Annotated in this window: 18 protein-coding genes, 1 pseudogene and 1 riboswitch; of the genes and pseudogenes, 11 read left to right on the top strand and 8 right to left on the bottom strand. The window is 68.7% G+C overall.

Annotated features, from left to right (window positions below):
* Together NC4_RS04745 and NC4_RS04740 are read left to right on the top strand one after the other, a co-directional pair.
* Positions 1-438: FAD-binding protein (locus NC4_RS04745; RefSeq protein ID WP_157554280.1), on the top strand; the 438-nt coding region annotated here is incomplete at its 5' end.
* A complete protein-coding gene (locus NC4_RS04740) occupies positions 435-1,994 on the top strand; it encodes a phytoene desaturase family protein (RefSeq protein WP_067532797.1) in 1,560 nt (519 codons plus the stop codon). The genes NC4_RS04745 and NC4_RS04740, both read left to right, overlap by 4 nt.
* Here NC4_RS04740 and NC4_RS04735 read toward each other — a convergent pair.
* Both NC4_RS04735 and NC4_RS04730 read right to left on the bottom strand, forming a co-directional pair.
* A complete protein-coding gene (locus NC4_RS04735) occupies positions 1,991-2,896 on the bottom strand; it encodes a LysR family transcriptional regulator (RefSeq protein ID WP_067532794.1) in 906 nt (301 codons plus the stop codon). The two genes, NC4_RS04740 and NC4_RS04735, sit on opposite strands and share 4 nt — an antisense overlap.
* Positions 2,896-3,810 (bottom strand): LysR family transcriptional regulator, encoded by a 915-nt coding sequence (locus NC4_RS04730; RefSeq protein WP_067532791.1) that lies wholly within the window; start codon positions 3,808-3,810, stop codon positions 2,896-2,898. Before NC4_RS04730 ends, NC4_RS04735 begins: the two co-directional genes overlap by 1 nt.
* Positions 3,811-3,961: 151 nt before the next feature.
* On the opposite strand from NC4_RS04730, the gene NC4_RS04725 reads away from it, so the two are divergent.
* The gene (locus NC4_RS04725; RefSeq protein WP_157554278.1) at positions 3,962-5,398 is read left to right on the top strand and encodes a threonine/serine exporter family protein; all 1,437 of its coding nucleotides are present in this window, start codon (positions 3,962-3,964) and stop codon (positions 5,396-5,398) included.
* Positions 5,399-5,404: 6 nt separating this feature from the next.
* Here NC4_RS04725 and NC4_RS04720 read toward each other — a convergent pair whose 3' ends face one another.
* Positions 5,405-6,031: a GDSL-type esterase/lipase family protein gene (locus NC4_RS04720; RefSeq protein ID WP_067532788.1), complete on the bottom strand. Its 627-nt coding sequence runs from the start codon at positions 6,029-6,031 to the stop codon at positions 5,405-5,407.
* 225 nt (positions 6,032-6,256) lie between these two features.
* On the opposite strand from NC4_RS04720, the gene NC4_RS04715 reads away from it, so the two are divergent.
* Positions 6,257-8,626, top strand: coding sequence for a lysylphosphatidylglycerol synthase transmembrane domain-containing protein (locus NC4_RS04715; protein WP_067532785.1), 2,370 nt, complete (start codon positions 6,257-6,259; stop codon positions 8,624-8,626).
* On the opposite strand, the gene NC4_RS04710 is transcribed toward NC4_RS04715, so the two are convergent.
* Positions 8,623-9,231: a cysteine hydrolase family protein gene (locus tag NC4_RS04710; RefSeq protein WP_067532783.1), complete on the bottom strand. Its 609-nt coding sequence runs from the start codon at positions 9,229-9,231 to the stop codon at positions 8,623-8,625. The genes NC4_RS04715 and NC4_RS04710 overlap by 4 nt on opposite strands.
* 46 nt (positions 9,232-9,277) lie before the next feature.
* Positions 9,278-10,781, bottom strand: a pseudogene (locus tag NC4_RS04705) (AMP-binding protein).
* A gap of 289 nt (positions 10,782-11,070) precedes the next feature.
* Between NC4_RS04705 and NC4_RS04700 the strand changes: the two are divergent.
* From NC4_RS04700 to NC4_RS04685, 5 genes are all read left to right on the top strand, one after another.
* Entirely contained in the window at positions 11,071-12,039 is a 969-nt protein-coding gene (locus tag NC4_RS04700; protein ID WP_067532813.1) for an NAD(P)H-dependent flavin oxidoreductase, read from the top strand.
* Between the two features lie 209 nt (positions 12,040-12,248).
* A complete protein-coding gene (locus tag NC4_RS38675; protein WP_084528486.1) occupies positions 12,249-12,410 on the top strand; it encodes a type II toxin-antitoxin system VapB family antitoxin in 162 nt (53 codons plus the stop codon).
* Positions 12,411-12,535: 125 nt separating this feature from the next.
* Complete coding sequence (locus NC4_RS04695) at positions 12,536-15,373, top strand: acyltransferase domain-containing protein (protein ID WP_084528485.1); 2,838 nt, start codon at positions 12,536-12,538, stop codon at positions 15,371-15,373.
* 54 nt (positions 15,374-15,427) lie between these two features.
* Positions 15,428-15,820 (top strand): hypothetical protein, encoded by a 393-nt coding sequence (locus tag NC4_RS04690; RefSeq protein ID WP_067532777.1) that lies wholly within the window; start codon positions 15,428-15,430, stop codon positions 15,818-15,820.
* Positions 15,817-16,950, top strand: a complete 1,134-nt coding sequence (locus NC4_RS04685) for a cation:proton antiporter (RefSeq protein WP_067532773.1) — start codon at positions 15,817-15,819, stop codon at positions 16,948-16,950. Before NC4_RS04690 ends, NC4_RS04685 begins: the two co-directional genes overlap by 4 nt.
* Here the strand turns inward: NC4_RS04685 and NC4_RS04680 are convergent.
* The 3 genes from NC4_RS04680 to NC4_RS04670 form a co-directional block, all read right to left on the bottom strand.
* Complete coding sequence (locus tag NC4_RS04680) at positions 16,947-17,345, bottom strand: RNA-binding S4 domain-containing protein (protein WP_067532769.1); 399 nt, start codon at positions 17,343-17,345, stop codon at positions 16,947-16,949. The two genes, NC4_RS04685 and NC4_RS04680, sit on opposite strands and share 4 nt — an antisense overlap.
* A 40-nt stretch (positions 17,346-17,385) precedes the next feature.
* Positions 17,386-18,033: a C40 family peptidase gene (locus tag NC4_RS04675; protein WP_369690673.1), complete on the bottom strand. Its 648-nt coding sequence runs from the start codon at positions 18,031-18,033 to the stop codon at positions 17,386-17,388.
* A gap of 19 nt (positions 18,034-18,052) precedes the next feature.
* Positions 18,053-18,213: riboswitch (cyclic di-AMP (ydaO/yuaA leader) on the bottom strand.
* A gap of 197 nt (positions 18,214-18,410) precedes the next feature.
* Positions 18,411-18,659: a hypothetical protein gene (locus tag NC4_RS04670; protein ID WP_067532763.1), complete on the bottom strand. Its 249-nt coding sequence runs from the start codon at positions 18,657-18,659 to the stop codon at positions 18,411-18,413.
* Between the two features lie 164 nt (positions 18,660-18,823).
* On the opposite strand from NC4_RS04670, the gene NC4_RS04665 reads away from it, so the two are divergent.
* Together NC4_RS04665 and NC4_RS04660 are read left to right on the top strand one after the other, a co-directional pair.
* Positions 18,824-20,008: an ATP-binding protein gene (locus NC4_RS04665; protein ID WP_067532760.1), complete on the top strand. Its 1,185-nt coding sequence runs from the start codon at positions 18,824-18,826 to the stop codon at positions 20,006-20,008.
* Positions 20,009-20,135: 127 nt separating this feature from the next.
* Entirely contained in the window at positions 20,136-22,091 is a 1,956-nt protein-coding gene (locus NC4_RS04660) for an acyl-CoA dehydrogenase family protein (RefSeq protein ID WP_067532757.1), read from the top strand.
* Positions 22,092-22,198: the final 107 nt, after the last annotated feature.

Here is a 22,198-nt window from a genome sequence, read left to right as displayed (position 1 = left end):
CTGTGGCGCACCGCCGACACGCTGGCGGAACTCGCGGAACTGATCGGCGTCCCCGCCGATGCCCTGATCGCCACGGTGGCCCGGTTCAACACGATGGCCGCCGCGGGCGTCGACGACGATTTCGGCCGCGGTGACGAGGCCTACGATCGCGCCTTCTCCCAGGGTGCGCCGCCGCTGACGCCGATCGTGCGGGGCCCGTTCCACGCGGCCGCCTTCGGCATCTCCGATCTGGGCACCAAGGACGGACTGCGCACCGATACGCGGGCGCGGGTGCTCGACGCGTCCGGCGCGCCGATTCCGGGCCTGTACGCCGCGGGCAACACCATGGCCGCGGTGAGCGGCACCGCCTATCCCGGCGGCGGCAATCCCATCGGCGCATCGGTGCTCTTCAGCCACCTCGCCGCCCTGGATATGGCACGGCCTACCCTCGATTCATGACGGATGCTCCGGCACGGGCTCGATACGACGTAGTGGTGGTGGGCGGCGGGCACAACGGCCTGGTGGCCGCCGCATATCTGGCCCGGGCCGGGCGCTCGACGCTGGTACTGGAGCGGCAGGACCACACCGGCGGCGCGGCGGTCTCGGAGCGGGTGTTCGCGGGCGTGGACGCCCGGCTGTCGCGCTTCTCGTATCTGGTGAGCCTGCTCCCGCAGCAGATCGTGCGCGATCTGGGACTGCGCTTCGAGACGCGGCGGCGGCGCATCTCCTCGTACACGCCGGTCGGGGAGCACGGCCTGCTGGTGGACAACGGTTCCGAGTCCGGCACCCGCGACAGCTTCGCCCGGGTCACCGGTTCGGACCGGGATTTCCTGGCCTGGCGGGAGTTCTACGAGACGACCGGCCGCCTCGCGCGGCGCGTGTTCCCGACCCTCACCCGGCCCCTGCCCACCCGCGACGAAATGCGCGGCGTGGTCGATGATTCGGCGACCTGGGACGCGATTTTCGAACGCCCCCTGGGTGAAACGACCGATGCCCGGTTCGCCGACGACACGGTGCGCGGCGTGGTGCTCACCGATGCCCTGATCGGCACCTTCACCCACGCCCACGATCCGACGCTGCGGCAGAACCGCTGCTTCCTCTATCACGTGATCGGCGGCGGCACCGGCGACTGGGATGTCCCCGTCGGCGGTATGGGCGCGCTCACCGATGCCCTGGCCGCGGCCGCCCGCGCCGCGGGTGCGGAGATCCTGACCGGTCGCACGGTCACCGGAATAGACACCGACGGCGAGACCGCGCAGGTGCGCTTCACCCGGGCCGACGGCGAGGCCACGGTCGCCGCCCGCCATGTCCTGGTGAATGCCGCCCCCTACGAGCTGGCGCACCTGCTGGGCGAGGAGGCGGTGAAACCGGAAGGCGCACAACTCAAAATCAATATGTTGCTGCGCCGCCTGCCCCGGCTGCGCGACGCCTCCGTCGACCCGCGCACCGCCTTCGCCGGAACCTTCCATATCGCCGAGTCCGCGTCACAGCTCGAACGGGCCTATCGCGAGGCGGCCGACGGCCGGATCCCGTCCGCGCCGCCCTCGGAAATCTACTGCCACACCCTCACCGACCCGTCCATCCTCGCGCCCGAACTGATCGCCCAGGGCATGCACACGCTGACGCTGTTCGGATTGCACACCCCCGCAAGGCTTTTCGCCGACGACCCACAGGGCGTGAAGAAACTGCTGGTGGATGCCACCCTGGCCCAGCTGGATTCGGTCCTGGCCGAGCCGATCCGCGACTGTCTGGCCCTCGACGGTAATGGCGAACCCTGTATCGAGGCCAAGTCACCGGTCGATCTGGAGCAGGACATCGGCCTGCCCGGCGGCAATATCTTCCACGCGGACTTGGCCTTTCCCTTCCGGGCCGAGCCCGCGGACACTGCGGCGGCGCGGTGGGGCGTGGCCACCGGCACGAGCAATGTCCTGCTCTGCGGCGCGGGCGCGGTGCGCGGCGGCGGCGTCAGCGGGATCGGCGGGCACAATGCCGCCATGGCGGTACTCGAGAGCTAATTCCGCTGCGGCGCACCGCAGACCCGCACGCAGCAGCGAATGAACTCGCCGACCACCGGATCGGCGTCCGCGCAGGCGGGCCATGCCGCCGCGACCCGGCTCGGGCCGATGCCGCGCACCGGGCGGTAGGCGATCCCCGGCCGCGGGTAGTAGCGGGCCGAGGCGGCGGGGGTGAAGCTCAGGCCGAAACCATTGGCGATGGCCGTGAGCCATTCGTCGGTGCTGTGCGCGATCGCGCCGATGACGGCGGTATCGGCGGGCCGGGCATCCAGGCCGATCCAGAAGTCGCGCCACCAGCCGGATTCCGGCGGCGAGGCCACGAACGGCTCGTCCCAGAGATCACGGAATTCGATCTCGTCCGAGGCCGCCAGCGGATGCGCGGCGGGCAGTGCGATCCATCGCGGCTCGCTGAACAACTCGGCGCTGGGGAAGGCGTCCGCGCCCGGAAAGGGCAGCCGCACCAGCGCCGCGTCGACCTCGCCGCTGGCGAGTCCGGCGGTGGGATCGAGCCAGCCGAACTCGCGCATGTCCAGGCGCCAATCCGGATGCGCGCGCCGGAATTCGGCCACGATCTCGGGCGCGAATTCGTTGGCGGCACTGGCGATGAAGCCGATCCGCAGCACCTTCCCGGCCCGGCTGGCGCCGCTCTTGGTGGCGCGCAGCATGGCGTCCCAGCCGGTCAGCAGTCCGGGCGCGTGCGCGGCGAAGATGCGGCCCGGTTCGGTGAGGGTCATACCGCTGCGGGAGCGCACGAACAATTCCACGCCCAGTTGCTGTTCGAGCTGTTTGATCTGTTTGGTCAGCGCGGGCTGGGAGATGAACAGCCGCCGCGCCGCCCGGGTCAGATGCCCCTCCTCGGCGACGGCGACGAAGTAGCGCAGCAGGCGGGTGTCGATATCCATCAGGAGGTCCGCCGCCCGTCCTGATTGCCCATGATGTCGGTGCAGCAGCGAATGAAGTACCGCACCACGGGATCGGCCTCCGAGGCGTCCGGCCACACCAGCGCCACCCGGGTCGGCCCGATACCGTGCACGGGCCGGAACACCACGCCCGGATGGGCATTGGTGCGCGCGGTGGAGACAGGGGTTAAACTCACCCCGAAGTCATTGGCAATGGCATTGAGCCATTCGTCGGTGCTACGCGCGATGGCGCCGATGATGGCGGTATCGGCGGGCCGGGAGTCCAGGCCCATCCAATAGTCGCGCCACCACCCGGTTTCCGCGGGCGAGGCGACATACGGCTCGTCCCACAGCTCCCGGAAGGCGATGTCCTCGCGCTGCGCCAGCGGATGGTTCTCCGGCAGCGCGATCCAGCGCGGCTCGGAGAACAGCTCCCGCACGTGATAGCCGTCCTGGCCGGGAAACGGTAGTCGCAGCAGGGCGACGTCCACATCGCCCTCGTCGAGGCCCGCGGTCGGATCGGTCCAGCCGCCGGAATGAATATCGACCTGCCAGTCCGGATGCAGCCGGTGGAAGACCCGGATGATCTCGGGGATATAGCCTTCGGCCGCACTGTGCACCAGGCCCAGGCGCAGCACCCGCGCCGCCCTGCTGGCATCGCTCTTGGTATCGCGCAGAATCCGGTCCCATCCGGCCAGCAGGCCGGGCACCTGCGCGGCGAGCACCTTCCCGGCCGCGGTGAGCGTCCACCCGGCCCGGGACCGGATGAACAGTTCCACCCCCAACTGCTGTTCGAGCTGTTTGATCTGGGTGGCGAGGGTGGGCTGGGCCACGTGCAGCCGCTGGGCGGCGCGCGCCGGATTCTCGGTATCGGCGACCGCCAGGAAGTAACGCAGCAGTCGCGTATCGATATCCATGCACCCAGGTTATGGACGGACCGCCCCGTCGGCATAGCCCGGTATTGGCTGCCGGGCCGATTCGGGCCGCTCCCTGCGCTAGGGTTCATTAGCCACAAAGTTGCTGTTTCCGGAAAGCGGGGTAGAACGGAAGCGACTCCAGGAGGCGCACATGAGCACGGCCGGACCACGGCACCTACGGGCGCGGCCACGGCCCGCGGCCGGAGCCGTTCCGGTCGGCAGGCGATTGACCGGCATGGCGCGCAAAGCCGGTGGCGTATTCGACGATTGGCTGGTCCGCCGGGTCGTCACCCGCACCGGCGCGCACGAACGCCACGATCCGCTGCCGCCGGAGGAGCCGCCGGTCTCCGCGGACCTGCTCAACCTGCTGCGGTTGCTGGGCGTCATGCTCATCGGCTCGGGCGAAACCACCGATCGCGTCCAGCAGATTCTCGACGAGACGGCGGGTCACTACGGCGCCACGGGGGTGCAGTTCTTCGTCCTGCCCACCGGGGTATTCGTGCGGGTGCAGGACTCGCGCGGATCGGCGGTCGATCTGCAGACGGCCTTCACCGATACGCTGCGGCTGGATCAGATCGCGTCGATGTATCAGCTGCTCGACACCATGAAGCGGGAACTGCCGCCGCCGACCGAGGTCACCGAGAAGCTGGAGGCCATCCTCGCCTCGAAACGGCCGACCGCGGTGTGGCTCATGCTCGTCGGCAATGTGGTGCTCACGGTCGGGCTGGGCCTCATGCTCAATCCCACCGTGCACGCCCTGACCGGCTACGCGGTGCTCGGCCTGGTGGTGCAGTTGCTCATGCTGCTGGCCGACCGGTTCACCCTGCTCTCCCTCGCGTTGCCGGTCACCGCCGGTGCGGTGGTGACCTTGCTGGCCTACGGATTTCCGCACGCCATCGGCGGCGGCACGCCCTCACAGCTGCTCATCCCCGCGGTCGCGGGCCTGCTGCCCGGCGCCACCCTCACCAATGGCGCGATCGAGCTGGCCACCGGATCCATGGTGGCCGGTGCGAGCCGCACCATCGCCGGGATGAACAAGCTGCTGCTGCTCGCCTTCGGCATCTACATCGGGTTGCAGTTCCTCGGCCCGCAGCCGCCGGACAGTCCCTATGGCGCGCAATTGGGTTGGTGGGCGCCGATTCTCGGTGTCCTGCTGATCGGCATCGGGCATTCCTGGCGGTCCAGCGCACCGCCGAAGTCGCTGTTCTGGCTGCTGCTGGTGCTCTACGTGACCTTCCTCGCCCAGCAGTTCGGCATCCGCACCGGCGGGGCGCTGCTGGGCGCGTTCCTGGGCGGGCTCATCGCGGTGCCGACCGCGTATCTGGTGCAGCGCAATCGCAATGCGCCGCCGTCGCAGGTGGCGTTCCTGCCCGCGTTCTGGATGCTGGTGCCCGGCGGCATGGGCCTGACCGCCGTCTCCGAGCTGGTGACCAATGCGGGCGCCAATGGCCTGGAGGTGCTGGTGAACGTGCTGCTGTCGGTGCTGGCCATCTCGCTCGGCGTACTGGTCGGCTCCGGTCTCATCAATACCAAGCGGCCGGGCGTGGCCTCCATGGTGGATTGGTTGTTGCCGCCCGCGCAGCGCTGAGCCGGTTCAGCGGACGACCGGAAGCTCCGAACTCGGATCGGCCAGCCACAGCAGCCAGTGCGGGGCCAGCAGCTCGGCGAACTCGTCGTAGCCCACCGCGCTCGGGTGATAGCCGTCGCCCGCGGCGACGTCCCGCATCCAGATCCGGTTCTCCCGCAAGGGTTGATGCACCCGCACATAGGGCACGCCGACGCTGTCGCAGTGCGCGGCGAAGCGCTCGTCCAGCGCGAGCAGCCGCTGATTGTGTTCCTCGTCCGCGTTCGGCGGCGGCGCGACCACCAGTGTGGTCCAGCCCTTGTCGCTCGCACCGGCCAGGACGGCCGCCAGATTGGCGACCGACTCCCCCGATTCCACGCGCGGGCTGCCGTTTTCGTGCACGGTGTCGTTGACCCCGGTCGAGACCACCAGACGGCGGTCCGCGCCGTCCGGCAGCCGGGGCGTGCACTCGGCCGCCCAGCGGGCCCGCAGTTCGGTGGAGATCTCTCGTCGGATGCCCAGGTTGTAGTAGGTCATCGGCTGCCCGGCGGCCATGGCCCGCCCGGCCAGTCGGCCCGCCCAGCCCAGCGCCTTCTGATCACCGACCCCCGCGACGAAGGATTCCCCCACGAAACACACACGGAGATCGAGCACCACGCAACGATCCTCGCACGCCGTCCGGGCGATTTCGAAAGTCCCCGATTAAGCAGGAAAAACAGAGACGCCGCACGGCGTGGCGGGCCGGGGCGTCTCACCGGTGGGTCCGGCACGGGTTACGGTAACGACGTGGATGGACGGCAATCCCGCCCGCCGCCGCATACCCCAGACCGACCCGACCATGGGACCGAAGCAGTTCCCACGATCCGAAAGCGCCTATAGGACATGCGAGTCGACGGACGGGAGATTCCCGTCTCCGGCAGCCTGCTGCAGCCGCGGATCCGGCGGACCAGCGACATTCTGCGCGTCGTGCTGTCCGTGGCCGGCATCGCCATTGTCATCGTCGGCTCGCTCATCACCCGCCCGCAGTGGGAGAACCTGGAGAGCTCGGTCTCCGACATCGTCGGATTCCTGACCCCGCAGCAGTCCGATCTGGTCTACACCCTCTACGGCATCGCCATCATGGCGCTGCCGTTCGCCATTCTGGTGCGCCTGGCCTGGAGCAGGCAGTGGAAACTGCTGGGCGGCTTCCTGTCCGCGGGCCTGATCGCGGTGCTGATCTTCTCCTTCACCGGCACCGGCTTCAACGCACCGCGCTGGCATCTGTCCGAACCGCAGCAGGTCAATACCTTCCTGTCGCAGTTCCTCGACGATCCGCGCTGGATCGCCATGCTGGCGGCGGTGCTGACGGTGGCCAGTCCGTGGCTGCCCGCCAAATGGCGGCGCTGGTGGTGGACGCTGCTGCTGGCCTTCGTGCCCATCCACCTGGTGGTCAGTCTGGTAGTCCCGGCCCGCGCCCTGCTGGGCCTGACCGTCGGCTGGTTCGTGGGCGCGGTCATCGTGCTGCTGGTCGGCACCCCGGCCCTGGAAGTGCCGCTCGACGCGGCGGTCCGGGTACTGGCGCAGCGCGGATTTCAGGTGACCGCGTTCAAGGTGGTGCGCCCCGGCGGGCGCGGCCCGCTGGTGCTGTCGGCGACCACCGACGCGGATCCGCTGACGGTGGAGATGTACGGCCAGAACCAGCGCAGCCGCCGCGCGCTGCGGCAATTGCGCCGCTGGCTCACCCTGCGCAGCAGTGAGGCCCCGGCCATGTTCGCCTCCATGCGGCGCGCGGTGGAGCATCGCGCGCTCATGGGCATCGCCATCGGGGATCTGGGCCTGGGCAGCAATAAACCGCTCACCGTCGCGGCGCTGGACCGCAGCTGGATGCTGTACGCGCACACCGTGCCCCAGGGCCGTCCGCTGGCCGCCGACGACGGCGAGAAGATGCTCACCAAGGTGTGGCAGGCGCTGCACACCATGCACCAGGCGCAGATCTCGCACGGCGAACTGCGGGCCGAGGACATTCGCATCGTGGACGGGGAGGTACGTTTCGGCGGTTTCATGGCGTCGGAGTTCGGCGCCTACCGGGTGCGGTTCGAATCCGATGTCGCCCAGCTCATGCTGTCCACCGCGGCGCTGTTCGGCATCGAACCGGCGGTGCGCACCGCCATCGAGGTCGTGGGCACCCAGCCGGTGCTGGACGCCTCCCGGCGGCTCACCAAGACCGCCATCCCGGAAACCGTGCGCAAGGCGGTCCCCGATGCGGGCCAGCTCATGAAGGACACCCGCGAGGAGGTGGCGCGCCAGACCGGGGAGGACCGGATCGAGGCCGCCAAGATCACCCGCTTCTCCCGCAACCAGTTCATCCAGCTCGTCCTGCTCATCGGCCTGGTGTACGTGGCCTATCCCTACATCAGCTCCGCGCCGACCTTCTTCACCGAACTGCGCACCGCCAATTGGGCCTGGGCCGCACTGGGTCTCGCGGTCTCGGCGCTCACCTACGTGGGCGCGGCCATGGCGCTGTGGGCGTGCGCCAACGAGGGCGTGAAATGGCGCGATCTGCTGCTCATGCAGGTGGCCAATACCTTCGCCGCCACCACCACGCCCGCCGGTGTGGGCGGGCTGGCGCTGAGCGTGCGGTTCCTGCAGAAGAACGGGCTGGGCGCGGTGCGCGCCACCGCGGCGGTGGCCCTGCAGCAGACCATCCAGGTGCTCACCCATCTGGTGCTGCTGCTGTTCTTCAGTGTGGCGGCGGGCGTTTCGACCAATCTGGAGCATTTCGTGCCCAGTGCGACGGTGCTGTACCTGGTGGCGGGCGCGCTGCTCGGACTGCTCGGGGTGACCATGTTCGTGCCCACGGTGCGGCGCTGGATTCGCACCGAGGTGCGCCCGCAGCTGACCGAGGTGATGGAGCAGCTGCGCGATCTGGCCAAGCGGCCCGGGCGCCTGGCCATGATCGTGGGCGGGTGCGCCACCACCACCCTGGGCATGGCGCTGGCGCTGTGGGCCAGTATCGAAGCCTTCGGCGGCAGCACCGGATTCGTGACCGTCACCATTGTCACCATGATCGGCGGCACGCTGGCCTCGGCCGCGCCCACCCCGGGCGGTGTGGGCGCGGTGGAGGCGGCACTCATCGGTGGTCTGGCGGCCTTCGGCGTCCCGGCCGCCATCGCGGTCCCGGCGGTGCTGCTCTACCGCGTGCTGACCTGCTGGCTGCCTGTGTTCTGCGGCTGGCCGATCATGCGCTGGCTCACCGCCAACGACATGATCTAGAGCCGCAGCCGCTCTACCGCCTGCTTGGCGAGCAGGCAGCCCTCGGTGGTCAATTCGAGGCTGCCCAGCGCCGCCTCGCGGGCGGCCTCGTGCGGGGCGACCATGAGGTCGGCGACGGGGTGCACATGGAAACCGAGATCGGTGACATGGCGGGCGGTCTGCTCGACCGTGAGATTGGTTGCCACACCGGTGATCAGCAGCGTGTCGATACCGTGGGCGAGCAGCCAGTCCGGCAGCGCCGATCCGGCCAGCCCGGACAGCTTCTGATTGTCGAACACCACACCGGCCGCCGCCTGCCCGGCCATTTCCGGAATGATCTGCGTCCCGGGCGAATCCGGCCGGAACTCGGTCTGCGCCGCGGCCACCGACCGCATGAATCCGGTATTGCGCACCAGCTCGCCCTCCCCGACCGGAATGGTGAATCGGGTGAATATCAGCGGCAATCCGGCCGCCAGGGCCTGCTCGTGAAAGGCCACCGCCCGGTCGACGACACCGCTGTCGGCGACCGGTGCGGCGAGCATGGGCCCGAAGAACCCCTCGGGCTTGATGACATTGACCTGCCAGTGCAGAGCGAGCACGGCGGTGCCGGTGCGATCGAGATCCATGCCTCGATGCTGCCGTACCGCCGTGGTGTCGCGCGAGCTTTCGTGATCAGGCCAAGAATTGCTTGCGCAGTTCGAATTTCACGACCTTGCCGCTGGGGTTGCGCGGCAGCTCGGCCACGACGACCAGATCCTTGGGGTGCTTGTAGCGCGCCAGCGACTCGTTGAGGAACGGCTCGAGCTCGGCGAGGGTGAGCTCGTCCGCACCCGGCACGAGCGCCACCACGGCGACCGGCACGTTCTCCACCTCGGCGCAGTAGATGTTCTCGCCGCCGGAGATGATCATGTCCTTCTTGCGGTCCACCACCCAGACGAAGCCCTCCGCATCCTGCTTGACCAGGTCGCCGGAGTGGAACCAGCCGCCCGCGAAGGCTTCCGCGGTGGCCTCGGGCTTGTTCCAGTAGCCCGACATCATGGTCGGGCCGCGATACACGATCTCGCCGACCTCGCCCGGCGCGACATCGTTCATCTCGTCGTCGACCACGCGGGCCTGAATGGTCGGGATGGGCTTGCCCACCGAGCCGAGCTTGCGCAGCGCGTCCTTACCGTCGAGCACGCAGGTGATGGGCGACATCTCGGTCTGCCCGAACACCGCCACATTGAAGGCGTTCGGGAAGCAGTCGGCCATGGCCCGCAGCACCGTGTCCGAGGCCGGGGCCGCGCCCCAGCACAGCGCCTGCAGCGCCAGCTTGCGCTCTTTGACCGTCGGCTCCTCGCAGATCATCTGCCATTGCGCGGGCACGCAGAAGGCGGTGGTGGCCTGTTCGGCCTCGACGGCGTCGAGGAAGTCGGTGGCATTGAAGGCGCCCAGCGGGTGCAGCACCGTCTTGCCGCCGAGCACGAAATACGGGGTGAGACTGCCCAGTCCGGCAATGTGGAACAGCGGTGAGGTGCAGAAGGCCACCGACTCCTGGGTGATCTCCATGGCCCGGATACAGGTGAGCGCCTGCGCGTTCATATTCGCGTAGGACAGCACCGCACCCTTGGGGCTGCCGGTGGTGCCCGAGGTGTACATGATCAGGCACGGGGTGTCTTCCGGAATATCCAGCGGCGCATGGGGTTCGCCCGGCTCGGCCAGGAAATCCTCGAAACCGATGACGCCGTCACCGCTCGCACCGTTGATCACCACGCAGGTGGCCAGCTCCGGCGCCTGCGCCCGCACCGCGGCGGCCAGCGGCTGCAGCACCGCGTCGGTGACGATGGTTTTCGCCCCCGAATCGCTCACGATATAGGCGACCTCGGGCGGGGGTGAGCCGGAAGTTGACCGGCACCGCGATGGCCCCGAGCGCATTGATGCCGAAGACGGCCTCGATGTACTCGACGTAGTTGAGCGCCAGAATCAGCACCCGATCGCCGAACCCGACCCCTCGACGGGCGAGCGCATCGGCGAAGCGTTCCGAGCGCTCGTGCAGCCGCGACCACGTGGTGTCCGTGCCCTGGAACCGGAAGGCCACACTGTCGGGCCGCATGGCCGCGTGCGTGGCGACCTGGTTGACCCAGTGATTGCGCCGCGACCGAATCGGCTCGTCCAGCGGCTGGAAACCCGCGCTCATGTGCAGAACTCCTCTCGGACCGATTATCGAGCGTGAGAATACCACCTAACTTCTTGGCGTGACAAGGGTTACAGAGAAGGTTTGGCTCGAAAATTATCATTCGTTCAACTCCCAGCTCAGAGCCGATAATTCGATCTTGTCGAGCACATTCGCAGGTCGCGGTTATCCCCAGGTCAGGCGTAACAGCTCCGTTTCTGGTGCAAACTCCGAATCACATCGGGGTTGAACCCCATATGCAACTATGCGAGTATCAGGCCAGTTGCGAGAGGTAGGAGAGGACACCGTGACGCTGCGTACCAGGTTCACCGAGACCTTCGGGGTCGAGCATCCGATCGTGCAGGGCGGCATGATGTGGGTCGGCCGCGCCGAACTCGCCGCCGCCGTTTCCGAGGCGGGCGGCCTCGGCATCATCACCGCGCTCACCCAGCCCACCCCCGACGATCTGCTGCGCGAGATCGACCGCGCGCGGGCGCTCACCGATAAGCCCATCGGCGTGAACGTGACCATCCTGCCGTCGATCAACCCGCCGCCGTACCAGGATTACGTCAAGGCGATCATCGACTCCGGCGTGAAGATCGTGGAGACCGCCGGGTCCAATCCGGAGCCCTTCCTGCCGTACTACAAGGAAGCCGGGATCAAGGTGCTGCACAAGTGCACCAGCGTCCGGCACGCCCTCAAGGCGCAGAAGATCGGCGTCGACGGCGTCAGCATCGACGGTTTCGAATGCGCCGGACACCCCGGTGAGGACGATGTGCCGGGCCTGATCCTGATTCCGGCAGCCACCAAAGCCCTCGACATCCCGGTCATCGCCTCCGGCGGTATCGCCGATGCGCGCGGTCTGGTCGCCGCGCTGGCGCTGGGCGCGGACGGCGTGAACATGGGCACCCGCTTCATGTGCACCCAGGAGTCGGCCATCCACCAGACGGTCAAGGAGCAGATCGTCGCGAACTCCGAGCGTGCCACCCAGCTCATCTTCCGCACCATGCACAACACCGCGCGCGTGGCCGACAACGAGATCTCGCGCAAGGTCGTCGAAATCGAGAAGGCGGGCAGCAAGTTCGAGGACGTGCGTGATCTGGTCGCCGGTGCGCGCGGCCGCCGCGTGTTCGAAGAGGGCGATCTGGATGCCGATATCTGGTCCGCCGGACAGGTCCAGGGCCTGATCGACGACATCCCGACCTGTGGCGAGCTGGTCTCGCGCATGGTCGCCGAGGCCGAGGAGCTCATCAAGGCCCGGCTCGCGGGCATGCTCGCCTGACGAGAACCCGTCCCGTAGCACCCGAGAGCCCCGCGGCGATTCGTTCACCGCGGGGCTTTCACCATCCGGGCCGGTCGAAAACCCGTACGTCCCAGACAATTCCAGCGAAGTTCTCTTAGCAAAATCTGCGAAGACTACCGTCAAACCGGTGACTGCGGCCCGCCGATCCGTCATGCTTTCAGTACCGACGGACGTGCGGAGGTGCCGAAATGGCAATCACTCGTATCTATCTCGACGACGATGCGCTGCGCCGGACCATGGCCATCTCGGGGGTACGCACCGAACAGGACGCGGTGAACCTGGCATTACGGTTCTTCAGCTCGCATGCCACGGCGGCAGATCTCGAGCACCCCTTCCCCACCGCCTCGTAGTCACCGAGTCCACCCGCAATGGCGGGTGACAAGCACGTACCCGAAAGCTCTTCTGGGCTCGCCGAAATCTTGGCAGAATCGCGGGGGTACCCCGGCGAGCCCGCCGGACGCGGGAGGGAATTCCTGTGCGGCAGAGTACGAGAGCATCCGATTCGGCACCGCAGGTCGCGGTGTCCGTCGTGGGCGTCGGCTGCCGGGCTCCCGGTGTGGATTTCGATCACGACTGGTTCGGCATCGGGGATATCGAGGCCGCCGGGCTCGGACCCCGGCAGCGGGTGATTCTCGAGGTCGCCGTGGAAGCCCTGGACGATGCCGGACTCGGCTGCCTGGCCCCCGGCTCGCGCGCGGGCGTGGTATTCGGAACGGCGGGAGCCTCCGGGCGCACAGTCAACAGCGCACATCAGCTGTCGAAAGCTCTGGACCTGCACGGCCCCAGCCTGATGGTGGACAGCGACCGAGCCTCGCCATTGGTGGCGGTGGATACGGCCATGCGGCTACTGGCCGACGAATCGGTGCCGTTCGTTATTGCGGGTGGCACGAATCTAGTCCTGCTACCGGACATTTCAGGCATGGAGATCCCCGGCGAACGGGATCTGTGCACGGTGCTGGTACTCCAGCGCACCACCGACACAATGCGCAGCAGAACCCGGCAGTACGCCCAAATCACCGACAGTGGAATAGGTTTCCCCGGTCCCGGCGACCTCGAGGCCCGCATCGCGCTGTCCCGCACCACCGCTGGCGCGCGCCCGCGGCTCGATCCCGCACCTCCTCGGCACGACGACGAGCCCACGGTGCTCATTCCGCTGTCCGGGCGCGATACGGCAGCCGTCCACGAACTCGCCCTGCGCTGGGCCGAGGCGGTCGGCTCGGCGCGCTGTATGCGCGAATTCGCCGCAGCCGCCGCCAGACTCACGCCGGAGCCGGTCCGCGGCGCGGTGCTCGCCCGCGACCGCTCCGAGGCGAGGGCACTGCTTTACGCCCTGGCGCAGCGCATCGGGCCCGCCACACACGCGGTCAAGGGCGCACGCCCCCATTCCGACGCGCTTGCGGCCGGAGGCCATCCGGCCACCGAGGGTACCGGCCAAAACCATGCCGGACCGCCCCGAACGACTCCGGCGCGAGACGCGGCAGGGCGGGAAACTGCGGCACAGGAGGCGGCGCCACGCGAAGCAGCAGCACGCGAAGCAGCGGCACAGGAGACGGCGGCACGCGAAGCAGCAGCACGCGAAGCAGCGGCGCGGGAAACTGCGGCGCGGGGAGCGGCCGCACGGGGGGATTCCTCCCTCCTGCTGGGCCGAGACGCATCCCGTGGATCCGGCGGCGACGTTTTCGGGATATCGGCGGATCGGCGCGACGGTAGAGTGCTCTTCCTGTTCTCCGGCGGCGGTGCACACTCGCGCATGGGCGAGGCGCTGGCGGCCCGGTACCCGATCTTCGCCGACGCCCTCGGTGCTGCGGCCGACGCCGTGGCCGCGGCCGGTGGGCCGCGAGTCTGGTCGCCGCGCACCGGGTTCGGATCCGCCGGTATCGGCACGGATTCCGGCCAGCCCGCACTGTTCGTGTTCCAGCTGGCACTGGCCGAGTTGTTCGCCGCCTGGGGTGTGCAGCCGGACGCGGTGGCCGGGCACGGGGTCGGCGAGATCGCGGCGGCCGTGGTGGGTGGCGCGCTTTCCCTATCGGATGCGGCCCGCATCGTGGTGGCGCGCGGCCGCATGCTGACCACGGTCGGCAATCACGCCGCGGCGGCGGTGCTCGAGGCCACGCCCGCGGAGGCCATGCGCCTGGTCGAACCGATGCACGAGGTCATCGGCGTGTCGGCCGTGGACGGCGCGAGTTCGATTACCGTCTCCGGCGAGCCGCGCTATATCGACGCCCTGGTGCGGCGCGCGCACCGCCGCGCCATTTCCGCGCAGCGCCTGAGCGTCGAGGGTCCGGGCGCGGCCCTGCACATCCCACGGGTGCGAACCATTGCCCCACAACTGATCACGGAGCTGAATGGGATCGAGGCACGGACCCCGAAGCTCCCCATCTACTCGACGACCCGGCGCGGCGCGGTCATCGGCGAACACGGTCCGCCCGCCGCCGGGCTCGGTGTCCTCGGCGGTCTCCACCTCGCCGATCGCGGCAGCGCGACCGGCGACGGCTCCGGCACGACGCCGACTGCCGGGGCGCTCGAGGGAGCCGTGGCGGCAGGGCTGCCGCTGCGCATGGACGCGGCGTACTGGGGCACGCATGCGGCCGGGCCGATCGAGTTGGCCGCCGCGCTGGAACGGGCTGCACGGGAAGGCATTTCGACCGTGCTGGAGATCGCGCCGCATCCGGTGCTGGCGGCCGCCCTGCGGGAGCACCCGGCGTTCCGGGACGCGAGCTATCCGGCCGCCTCGCGGGCCGTCGAGGGTGAGACCTTTCTGCGCGCCATTGCGCGGCTGTATCTGGACGGGCGCAGCGTCGACTGGACCGCGCTGGGACCGCACACCGCCGCGCCGCCGCAACGGCATTGGCGGAGCCGGGCGATTCCCGAGCCGCCGGGGCCGCGCTTCCCGCCGGTCACGGTCCGGCCGGAGGGGACGTATGTGGTGGCGGGCGGGCTGGGCGCGCTGGGCGCGGCGGCCGTGCGCTGGCTGCTGGACGCGGGGGCGCGCGATGTGGTCGTGCTTGCCCGGGTGCCGCGGGCGCTACCGCCGCCGCTGGAGGGTTTGGAGGACCGGATCGTGGTGGTGCGCTGCGATACCGGTGATCGCAATGATTTGGCTACCGCCCTGCAAGACATTCGCGAATTCGGGGTTCCGCTGCGCGGCATCGTGCACGCCATCCGGGAACCGCAACCGGTCGCCGCCGCGAATCTGGTCGAGCTGACCGACGACGATCCGACCGATTTCACCGTGGTCTGCGCCGCCGATGCCGGGCTGGTGCGCGCGCTCGCCGACGCGCATCCGCACCGCCGGATCATGACCGCCGGTTGAATTCGCGTGGCGTGTCGGACTCGGGTGGTCCGGCCGCGCGGGAATGATGACGGAATGTCATCGGAGCCAACGGTCGTAGTGAAATGGAAGGACGCGCCGGATGAGCACGACTATCCGGCGGCCGCCGACTATCTGGAGATGTTGGCCGAACCGCAGGTGGTGAACACCGTGGTCGAGGAGTTGCGGGCGGTCGAACTCTCGCACAAGAAGGCCAAGGACCTGCTGCGGGCCGCGCAGCTGGAACTGCTGCCCATGTACAACCTGCACGTGCGCAAGGATATGGAGAAGATTGTCGCCGGTAAGGCGCTCTCGCCGATCCTCATGGTGCGCGGCGACTTCCGCAAGGGCGTACCCGCCCAGATCGTGGACGGCTACCACCGCACCTGCGCCATCTACTACGCCGACGAGAACATCGCCATCCCGGTGAAAATCGCCTCCATGCCGTGACCTTCGAAACCCTCGCCCTCATCACCGTGCTCGGGCTGGCCGGACCGCTGCTGGCCTGGCGGCGGTCCTGGCACGTCCCGGTGGTGCTCGGCGAGCTGCTGGCGGGAATCGTGTTCGGCGCCACCGGATTCGGAGTGCTGCACCCGGAGGACCCGACCTTCGCGTTCCTGGCCGATGTGGGCTTCGCGGTGGTCATGTTCGTGGCGGGCACCCACGTCCCGATCCGGAATACCGCCGTCCGGTCGGCGCTGGGCGCGGGCGCGCTGCGGGCGGTGCTGGTGGGCCTGGTGGCGGCGGTCGCGGGCGTCGCGGTGGCGGCCTGGTTTGAGACCGGCCACGGGCCGTTGTACGCGGTGCTCATCGCGTCCTCGTCGGCGGCGGTGGTGCTGCCCATCATCGACGCCCAGGGGCTGACCGGAAAGCCGGTGCTGGAGTTGACCGCTCAGGTCGCCCTTGCCGATGCCGCCGCGGTGGTGGCGCTGCCGCTGGTGATCGATCCGGGCAATGCCGGGCGGGCCGCCCTCGGCGCGGTGCTCATCGCGGCCGCCGCGACCGGACTGTTCTTCGCCCTGCGCTATCTGGAGACCTCGGGTCTGCGGCGGCGCGCGCACCGGGTCTCCGAGGAGCGGCAGTTCGCCCTCGAGCTGCGGGTGAGCCTGGCCCTGCTGTTCCTGCTCGGCGCGCTGGCCACCCGCACCCATGTCTCGATCATGCTGGCGGGCTTCGCCTTCGGCCTCGCGGTTGCCGCGGTCGGCGAACCGCGCCGGGTGGCGCGCCAACTGTTCGCCCTCAGCGACGGCTTCCTGGCCCCGCTGTTCTTCGTCTGGCTGGGCGCCCGGCTGAACCTGCGCGAGTTCGGTGAACACCCGCGACTGATTCTGCTCGGGCTGGTCCTGGGCGGGGCCGCCGTCCTCGCGCACGCGCTCATGCGCCTGACCGGTCAGCCGATCGCCCACGGCGCCTTGGCCGCCGCGCAGATCGGGGTGCCGGTCGCGGCCGTCACCGTCGGCACCCAGCTGCACGTCCTGAAACCGGGCGTATCGGCGGCGCTCATGCTCGGCGCGGTGGTCACCTTGATCGCGGCCACCTGGGCGACGGCCCGGGCCGCCCGGCAACAGCCGCCCGCTTAACTCTCCGGAGTGCGCCCGAGCAGCCGATCGGTCTCGCGGCGTTCACGTTTGGTGGGCCGCCCGGAGCCTCGATCCCGGCGCGGCAGCGCGGCGACCAGCTGCGGATCAGGCGGCGGCGGGCTCTTGTCGATCATGCACTGCACGGCGACGGCCGCGCCCACGCGCTTGGTGATGAGCCGCTCCACGACCACGATGCGCTCCAATCCGCCGACCCGGACGCGGATCTCGTCACCGTGCTTCAGATTGTGCGCGGGCTTCACGGGAATGCCGTTCACGCGCACATGACCCGCGCGGCAGGCCGTGGCCGCCGCGGATCTGGTCTTGAACAGCCGGACGGCCCAAACCCAGGAGTCGACACGGGCTTGGGCCGCTTCACTCGGTAGCGCTGACGTCACGCGCTATACGCTACCGATAACGTGCGAGTGGGTTTTGCGCTTACGCGACGCGGCGGGCGGTCACGACCATGTCGGGGCGCAGGGGGGTGTAGGAAACCGGGGTGCCGGACTGGACGGCATTGAGGAGCTTGTTGTCACCGGCGTAGATGCCGACGTGGCCGCCGCCATTGGTGATGACGATATCGCCGGGCTGGAGGTTCTCGTAGGCGACCGGAGCGCCGACGTGGGACTGCTCGAAGCTGGTGCGGGGCAGCTCGACTCCCGCCTGCTTGTAGGCCCACTGGACCAGACCGGAGCAGTCGAAGCTGTAGGGGCCCGAGGCGCCCCAGGAGTACTGCGCACCAACCTTGGTCTGCGCGGCCTCGAGGGCGATGTTCGCGGGGGTGCTGGGCTTCATCATCTCCGGCAGGCCGAAGAAGCCGGAGTTGTTGTTGACGCCCGGGTTGTCGATATTGGCCTGCGGGACATTGGCCGCGAAGTCCTTGACCGCCTGGTTGGACTGCTGCACATGGGGCGTGAACTCGTCCGGCACATCGAAATTGCCGATACCCGGAATCTCGACGGTGGCGGCCTGGGCGGTGATCGCCGGGAACGCGCCGGTCGTCGTGGCCGCGAGCGCGCCCATCACAACGGCGCCCTTGACGGAATTCGGCAGCCGAGATTCTCGCTGCAAGCTGTGCTTACCCACCGACCCGTGTCTCCGATCTTTTCTTGCTCTTGACCACCGACCGGGTTAGCTGACGGGTTCGGGCCAGCAAGTAGGCCCTACCCCAACGGCTTGTGGCCGAAGGAGATTCACCCCAACGAACGTGGGTCCCCGGCTCGAGGACGAATTTGAGGCTCGTCTCCGATTAGGCGGTAACGTCGCGGGCCGCCTCTCCGATTAAGCGACAGACTCCGCTAAGTCACGAAGAGATTACGACTAGGCGGCTCTGTTGTCCACCCCACAGGGCCCGTGTGTCGCGTGTCCGCGCAAAACGCCGGTCAGCACGGTGATTCCGCATCCCGATGATCGGGTCACAACTTGACATACCTGATCGATTCGGCCGTTATGTTCGATCGTTATCAGCGCGCCTCCACCGCGCGCTCCAACTCCTCGATGCGCCGCCGCGCATCGGCCAGTTCCACTTCCAGCTTCCCCAGCGCCATGACCAAGGGACCCACGGCCAGATCCGCCACCAATTGCGGATCGTCGTACCCGCGCTCGATGGCCACCAGAATGTTGTTGCGAATGCGCGCGGCAGCCGTCGCCTCGGCGGGCACGTTCCAGGACTCGACCACCTCCGCGACGGTGGGCACTGCTTCCTCCGACATGAACCCTCCTGCGCTGGATGTCCGCGACTCGGACATAAGAGTAGAGACCGGATGCGACAAGGGAGTGCGAAAGCACTCGTGCGCGCACAGCAATCGATAACGGCCTCTAGGGTCTTCGGTAGATGCCCGGATAATCCTGGATTCTGACGCTACGGTTGGGCGGCATGGATCCCGTGCGCAATCCGTACGCCCCCGGTGCCGGGCAGCGGCCGCCCGAGTTGGCGGGCCGCGATCGGCAGCTCGATGCCTTCGACGTCGTGCTGGAACGGGTCGCGCGGGGGCGACCGGAACGCAGTGTCATGCTCACCGGATTGCGCGGCGTGGGGAAAACGGTGCTGCTCAATCAGCTTCGGTCGGCGGCGCGCTCGCGCGGGTGGGGCACCGGGAAACTCGAGGCCCGCCCCGATCAGGAGCTACGCCGACCGCTGTCGTCGGCGCTGCACATGGCGGTGCGCTCGATCGCGGCGGCACACCGCAATCCGGAGCAGATGGACGATTTCCTCGGCATTCTCAAGGCGTTCGCGCTGCGCTCGACTGCCGACAAGGGCATGCGCGAGCGCTGGAATCCGGGCATCGACGTCCCGGCGGTCACCGGTCGCGCCGACTCCGGGGATATCGAGATCGATCTGGTCGAGCTGCTGCTGGAGGCGGCGCAACTGACCCGCGCTACCGGCGTCGGTCTCGCGCTGTTCATCGACGAACTCCAGGATCTGGGTCCCGCCGATATCTCCGCCCTCTGCGGCGCCTGCCACGAATTGAGCCAGGACGCCGCGCCTTTGATCGTGGTGGGCGCCGGGCTGCCGCATCTGCCCGCGGTGCTGTCCGCGTCCAAGAGCTACTCCGAGCGCCTGTTCTCCTATCACCGCATCGACCGCCTGGATCGCGACGCGGCCGATCTGGCCCTGCTCGCCCCGGCCGAGCGGGAGGACGTGAAGTACAGCCGGGAGGCCCTGGACGCGCTGTACCGCAAGGCCGACGGCTACCCGTATTTCGTGCAGGCGTACGGGAAGGCGACCTGGGATGCGGCCGCGCAGTCGCCCATCACGGCCGAGGACGTGGCGGTGGCCGCGCCGACGGCCGAGGAGGAATTGGCGGTGGGGTTCTTCGGATCCCGCTACGAGCGCGCCACCCCGGCCGAGCGGGAGTACATGCGCGCCATGGCCGAGCTGTCCGGTGACGACGGCCCGGTGCCGACCGCCGCGGTGGCCAAGCAGCTCGACCGCAAACCCGCCTCGCTGTCCCCGGCCCGCGACGGTCTGATCAAGAAGGGACTCATCTATTCGGCGGAGCGCGGCACGATCGGTTTCACCGTGCCGCATTTCGGCCGGTATTTGCGCGGGGTGCAGTAACCGGGAATTCGCTCGCGATCAAGATCATTGCGCAACAAGGCTTTTTGATCTTTGCTAGAGACTACCGGTGGGTAACAAAGGCTCCTACACTCGAATGTGATTCTCATCACCTCCGAGGAGGAGACACATGGCGACCACAGCGAAAGTCGACGCCACCGAAGAGCAGGCCCGGGCACTCGTCGAGGAATCCCGTGAAACCACCTGGGCCAAGCCGTCCTTCGCGAAGGAGATGTTTCTCGGCCGGTTCCGGCTCGACCTCATCCACCCGTTCCCGCAACCCGGCGCCGCGGACGCCGCCAAGACCGCGGCCTATCTCGCCCGGCTCGAGGAGCTCTGTAAAACCATCGACGGGGCGCGAATCGAGGCCGAGGGCCGCATTCCGGACGAATATGTGCGCGGGCTCGCCGAATTGGGCTGTTTCGGCCTGAAGATTCCGGAGGAATACGGCGGGGTGGGGCTCTCGCAGGTCGGCTACAACAAGGCGCTCATGCTGGTCGGCTCCGCGCACGCCAGCCTCGGCATGCTGCTGTCGGCGCACCAGTCCATCGGCGTGCCCGAACCGCTCAAGCTGGCGGGCACCCCGGAGCAGAAGCGAGAGTTCCTGCCGCGCTGCGCGAAAGGGGCCGTGAGCGCCTTCCTGCTCACCGAACCGGATGTGGGCTCGGACCCGGCCCGCATGGCCTCCACCGCCACGCCCACCGAGGACGGCGACGCCTACGAACTCAATGGTGTGAAACTGTGGACCACCAATGGCGTGGTCGCCGAACTACTCGTCGTCATGGCCCGGGTGCCCAAGAGCGAAGGGCATCGCGGCGGCATCTCCGCCTTCATCGTGGAGGCCGACAGCCCCGGCATCACGGTGGAGCGGCGCAATGCGTTCATGGGCCTGCGCGGTATCGAGAACGGCGTCACCCGCATGCACAATGTGCGCGTGCCCAAGGGCAATCTGGTCGGACGCGAGGGCGACGGCCTGAAGATCGCGCTCACCACCTTGAACGCGGGCCGCCTCGCCATTCCGGCCATGTGCACCGCGGCGGCCAAATGGTCGCTCAAGATCGCCCGGGAGTGGAGCGCCACCCGCGTGCAGTGGGGCCGCCCGGTCGGCGAGCACGGCGCGGTCGGGGCCAAGCTGTCCTTCATCGCCGCAACCACTTTCGCGCTCGAATCGGTGCTCGACCTCTCGGCCACCATGTGCGACGAGAACCGCAACGACATTCGCATCGAGGCGGCGCTGGCCAAACTGTGGGCCTCGGAAATGGCCTGCGAGATCGCCGACGAACTGGTGCAGATCCGCGGCGGGCGCGGCTACGAGACCGCCGCCTCGCTCGCGGCCCGCGGTGAACGGGCCGTGGGCGCCGAGCAACTCGTGCGGGATCTGCGCATCAATCGCATCTTCGAGGGCTCCAGCGAGATCATGCGGCTGCTCATCGCCCGCGAGATGGCCGATGCGCACATGGCGGCGGCCGGGGCGCTGGTCGACCGCAATGCCGCGCCCAAGGAGAAGGCCAAGGCGGCGGTCGGCGCGAGCGGCTTCTACGCCAAGTGGTTCCCGCAGCTGACCGTCGGCGCGGGCACCGCGCCCGTGGGCTTCGGCGAGTTCGGTCCGCTCGCCCGGCATATGCGCTTCGTCGAGCGCATGTCGCGCAAGCAGGCTCGCGCGCTCATGTACGGTATGGCGCGCTGGCAGGCGAAACTCGAGTACAAGCAGGGGTTCCTGGGCCGCATCGTGGATATCGGCGCGGAACTGTTCGCCATGGCGGCGGCGTGTGTGAAGGCCCAGTCCCTGCGCGTCGCGGGCGATCCGGACGGCGTGGCGGCCGAGGAGCTCGCCGAGGTCTACTGCCGGCAGGCGCGCATCCGGGTGCGGCAGCTGTTCGAATCCCTGTGGGACAACACCGATGACGCGGATACCGAGCTGACCCGCGGCATCCTCTACGGTCGCTACAAGTTCATCGAGGGCGGCGCGCTCGATCCGAGCGAGGGCACCGGGCCGTGGATCGCCGAATGGCAGTTCGGGCCGTCGGCCGAGCAGAACCTGCTGCGCACGTTCCTGCCGTCGACCAAGGCGTCGGCGGCGCCGTAGCACGGTCTCGAGGTGAATCTGCCCTTGTCTAGCTTCATCGCTAGACAAGGGCAGATTGCTGTCGTGAGCGGGTAATCGTCGATATCTACAGCTTTCTAGCATGATCA

The sequence above is a fragment of the Nocardia crassostreae genome (genome assembly GCF_001613405.1).
GTDB classification, from domain to species: Bacteria; Actinomycetota; Actinomycetes; order Mycobacteriales; family Mycobacteriaceae; genus Nocardia; species Nocardia crassostreae.
Note: the sequence above shows the minus strand (reverse complement) of the source record. Positions and strands in the feature narration are given on the sequence as shown.

Excerpts from the sequence above, each read along its gene's own strand:
- NC4_RS04740 (WP_067532797.1), top strand. The coding sequence starts at position 435 with ATGACGGATGCTCCGGCACGGGCTCGATACGACGTAGTGGTGGTGGGC.
- NC4_RS04735 (WP_067532794.1), bottom strand. The coding sequence starts at position 2,896 with ATGGATATCGACACCCGCCTGCTGCGCTACTTCGTCGCCGTCGCCGAG.
- NC4_RS04730 (WP_067532791.1), bottom strand. The coding sequence starts at position 3,810 with ATGGATATCGATACGCGACTGCTGCGTTACTTCCTGGCGGTCGCCGAT.
- NC4_RS04725 (WP_157554278.1), top strand. The coding sequence starts at position 3,962 with ATGAGCACGGCCGGACCACGGCACCTACGGGCGCGGCCACGGCCCGCG.
- NC4_RS04715 (WP_067532785.1), top strand. The coding sequence starts at position 6,257 with ATGCGAGTCGACGGACGGGAGATTCCCGTCTCCGGCAGCCTGCTGCAG.
- NC4_RS04710 (WP_067532783.1), bottom strand. The coding sequence starts at position 9,231 with ATGGATCTCGATCGCACCGGCACCGCCGTGCTCGCTCTGCACTGGCAG.
- NC4_RS38675 (WP_084528486.1), top strand. The coding sequence starts at position 12,249 with ATGGCAATCACTCGTATCTATCTCGACGACGATGCGCTGCGCCGGACC.
- NC4_RS04690 (WP_067532777.1), top strand. The coding sequence starts at position 15,428 with ATGTCATCGGAGCCAACGGTCGTAGTGAAATGGAAGGACGCGCCGGAT.
- NC4_RS04670 (WP_067532763.1), bottom strand. The coding sequence starts at position 18,659 with ATGTCGGAGGAAGCAGTGCCCACCGTCGCGGAGGTGGTCGAGTCCTGG.
- NC4_RS04665 (WP_067532760.1), top strand. The coding sequence starts at position 18,824 with ATGGATCCCGTGCGCAATCCGTACGCCCCCGGTGCCGGGCAGCGGCCG.
- NC4_RS04660 (WP_067532757.1), top strand. The coding sequence starts at position 20,136 with ATGGCGACCACAGCGAAAGTCGACGCCACCGAAGAGCAGGCCCGGGCA.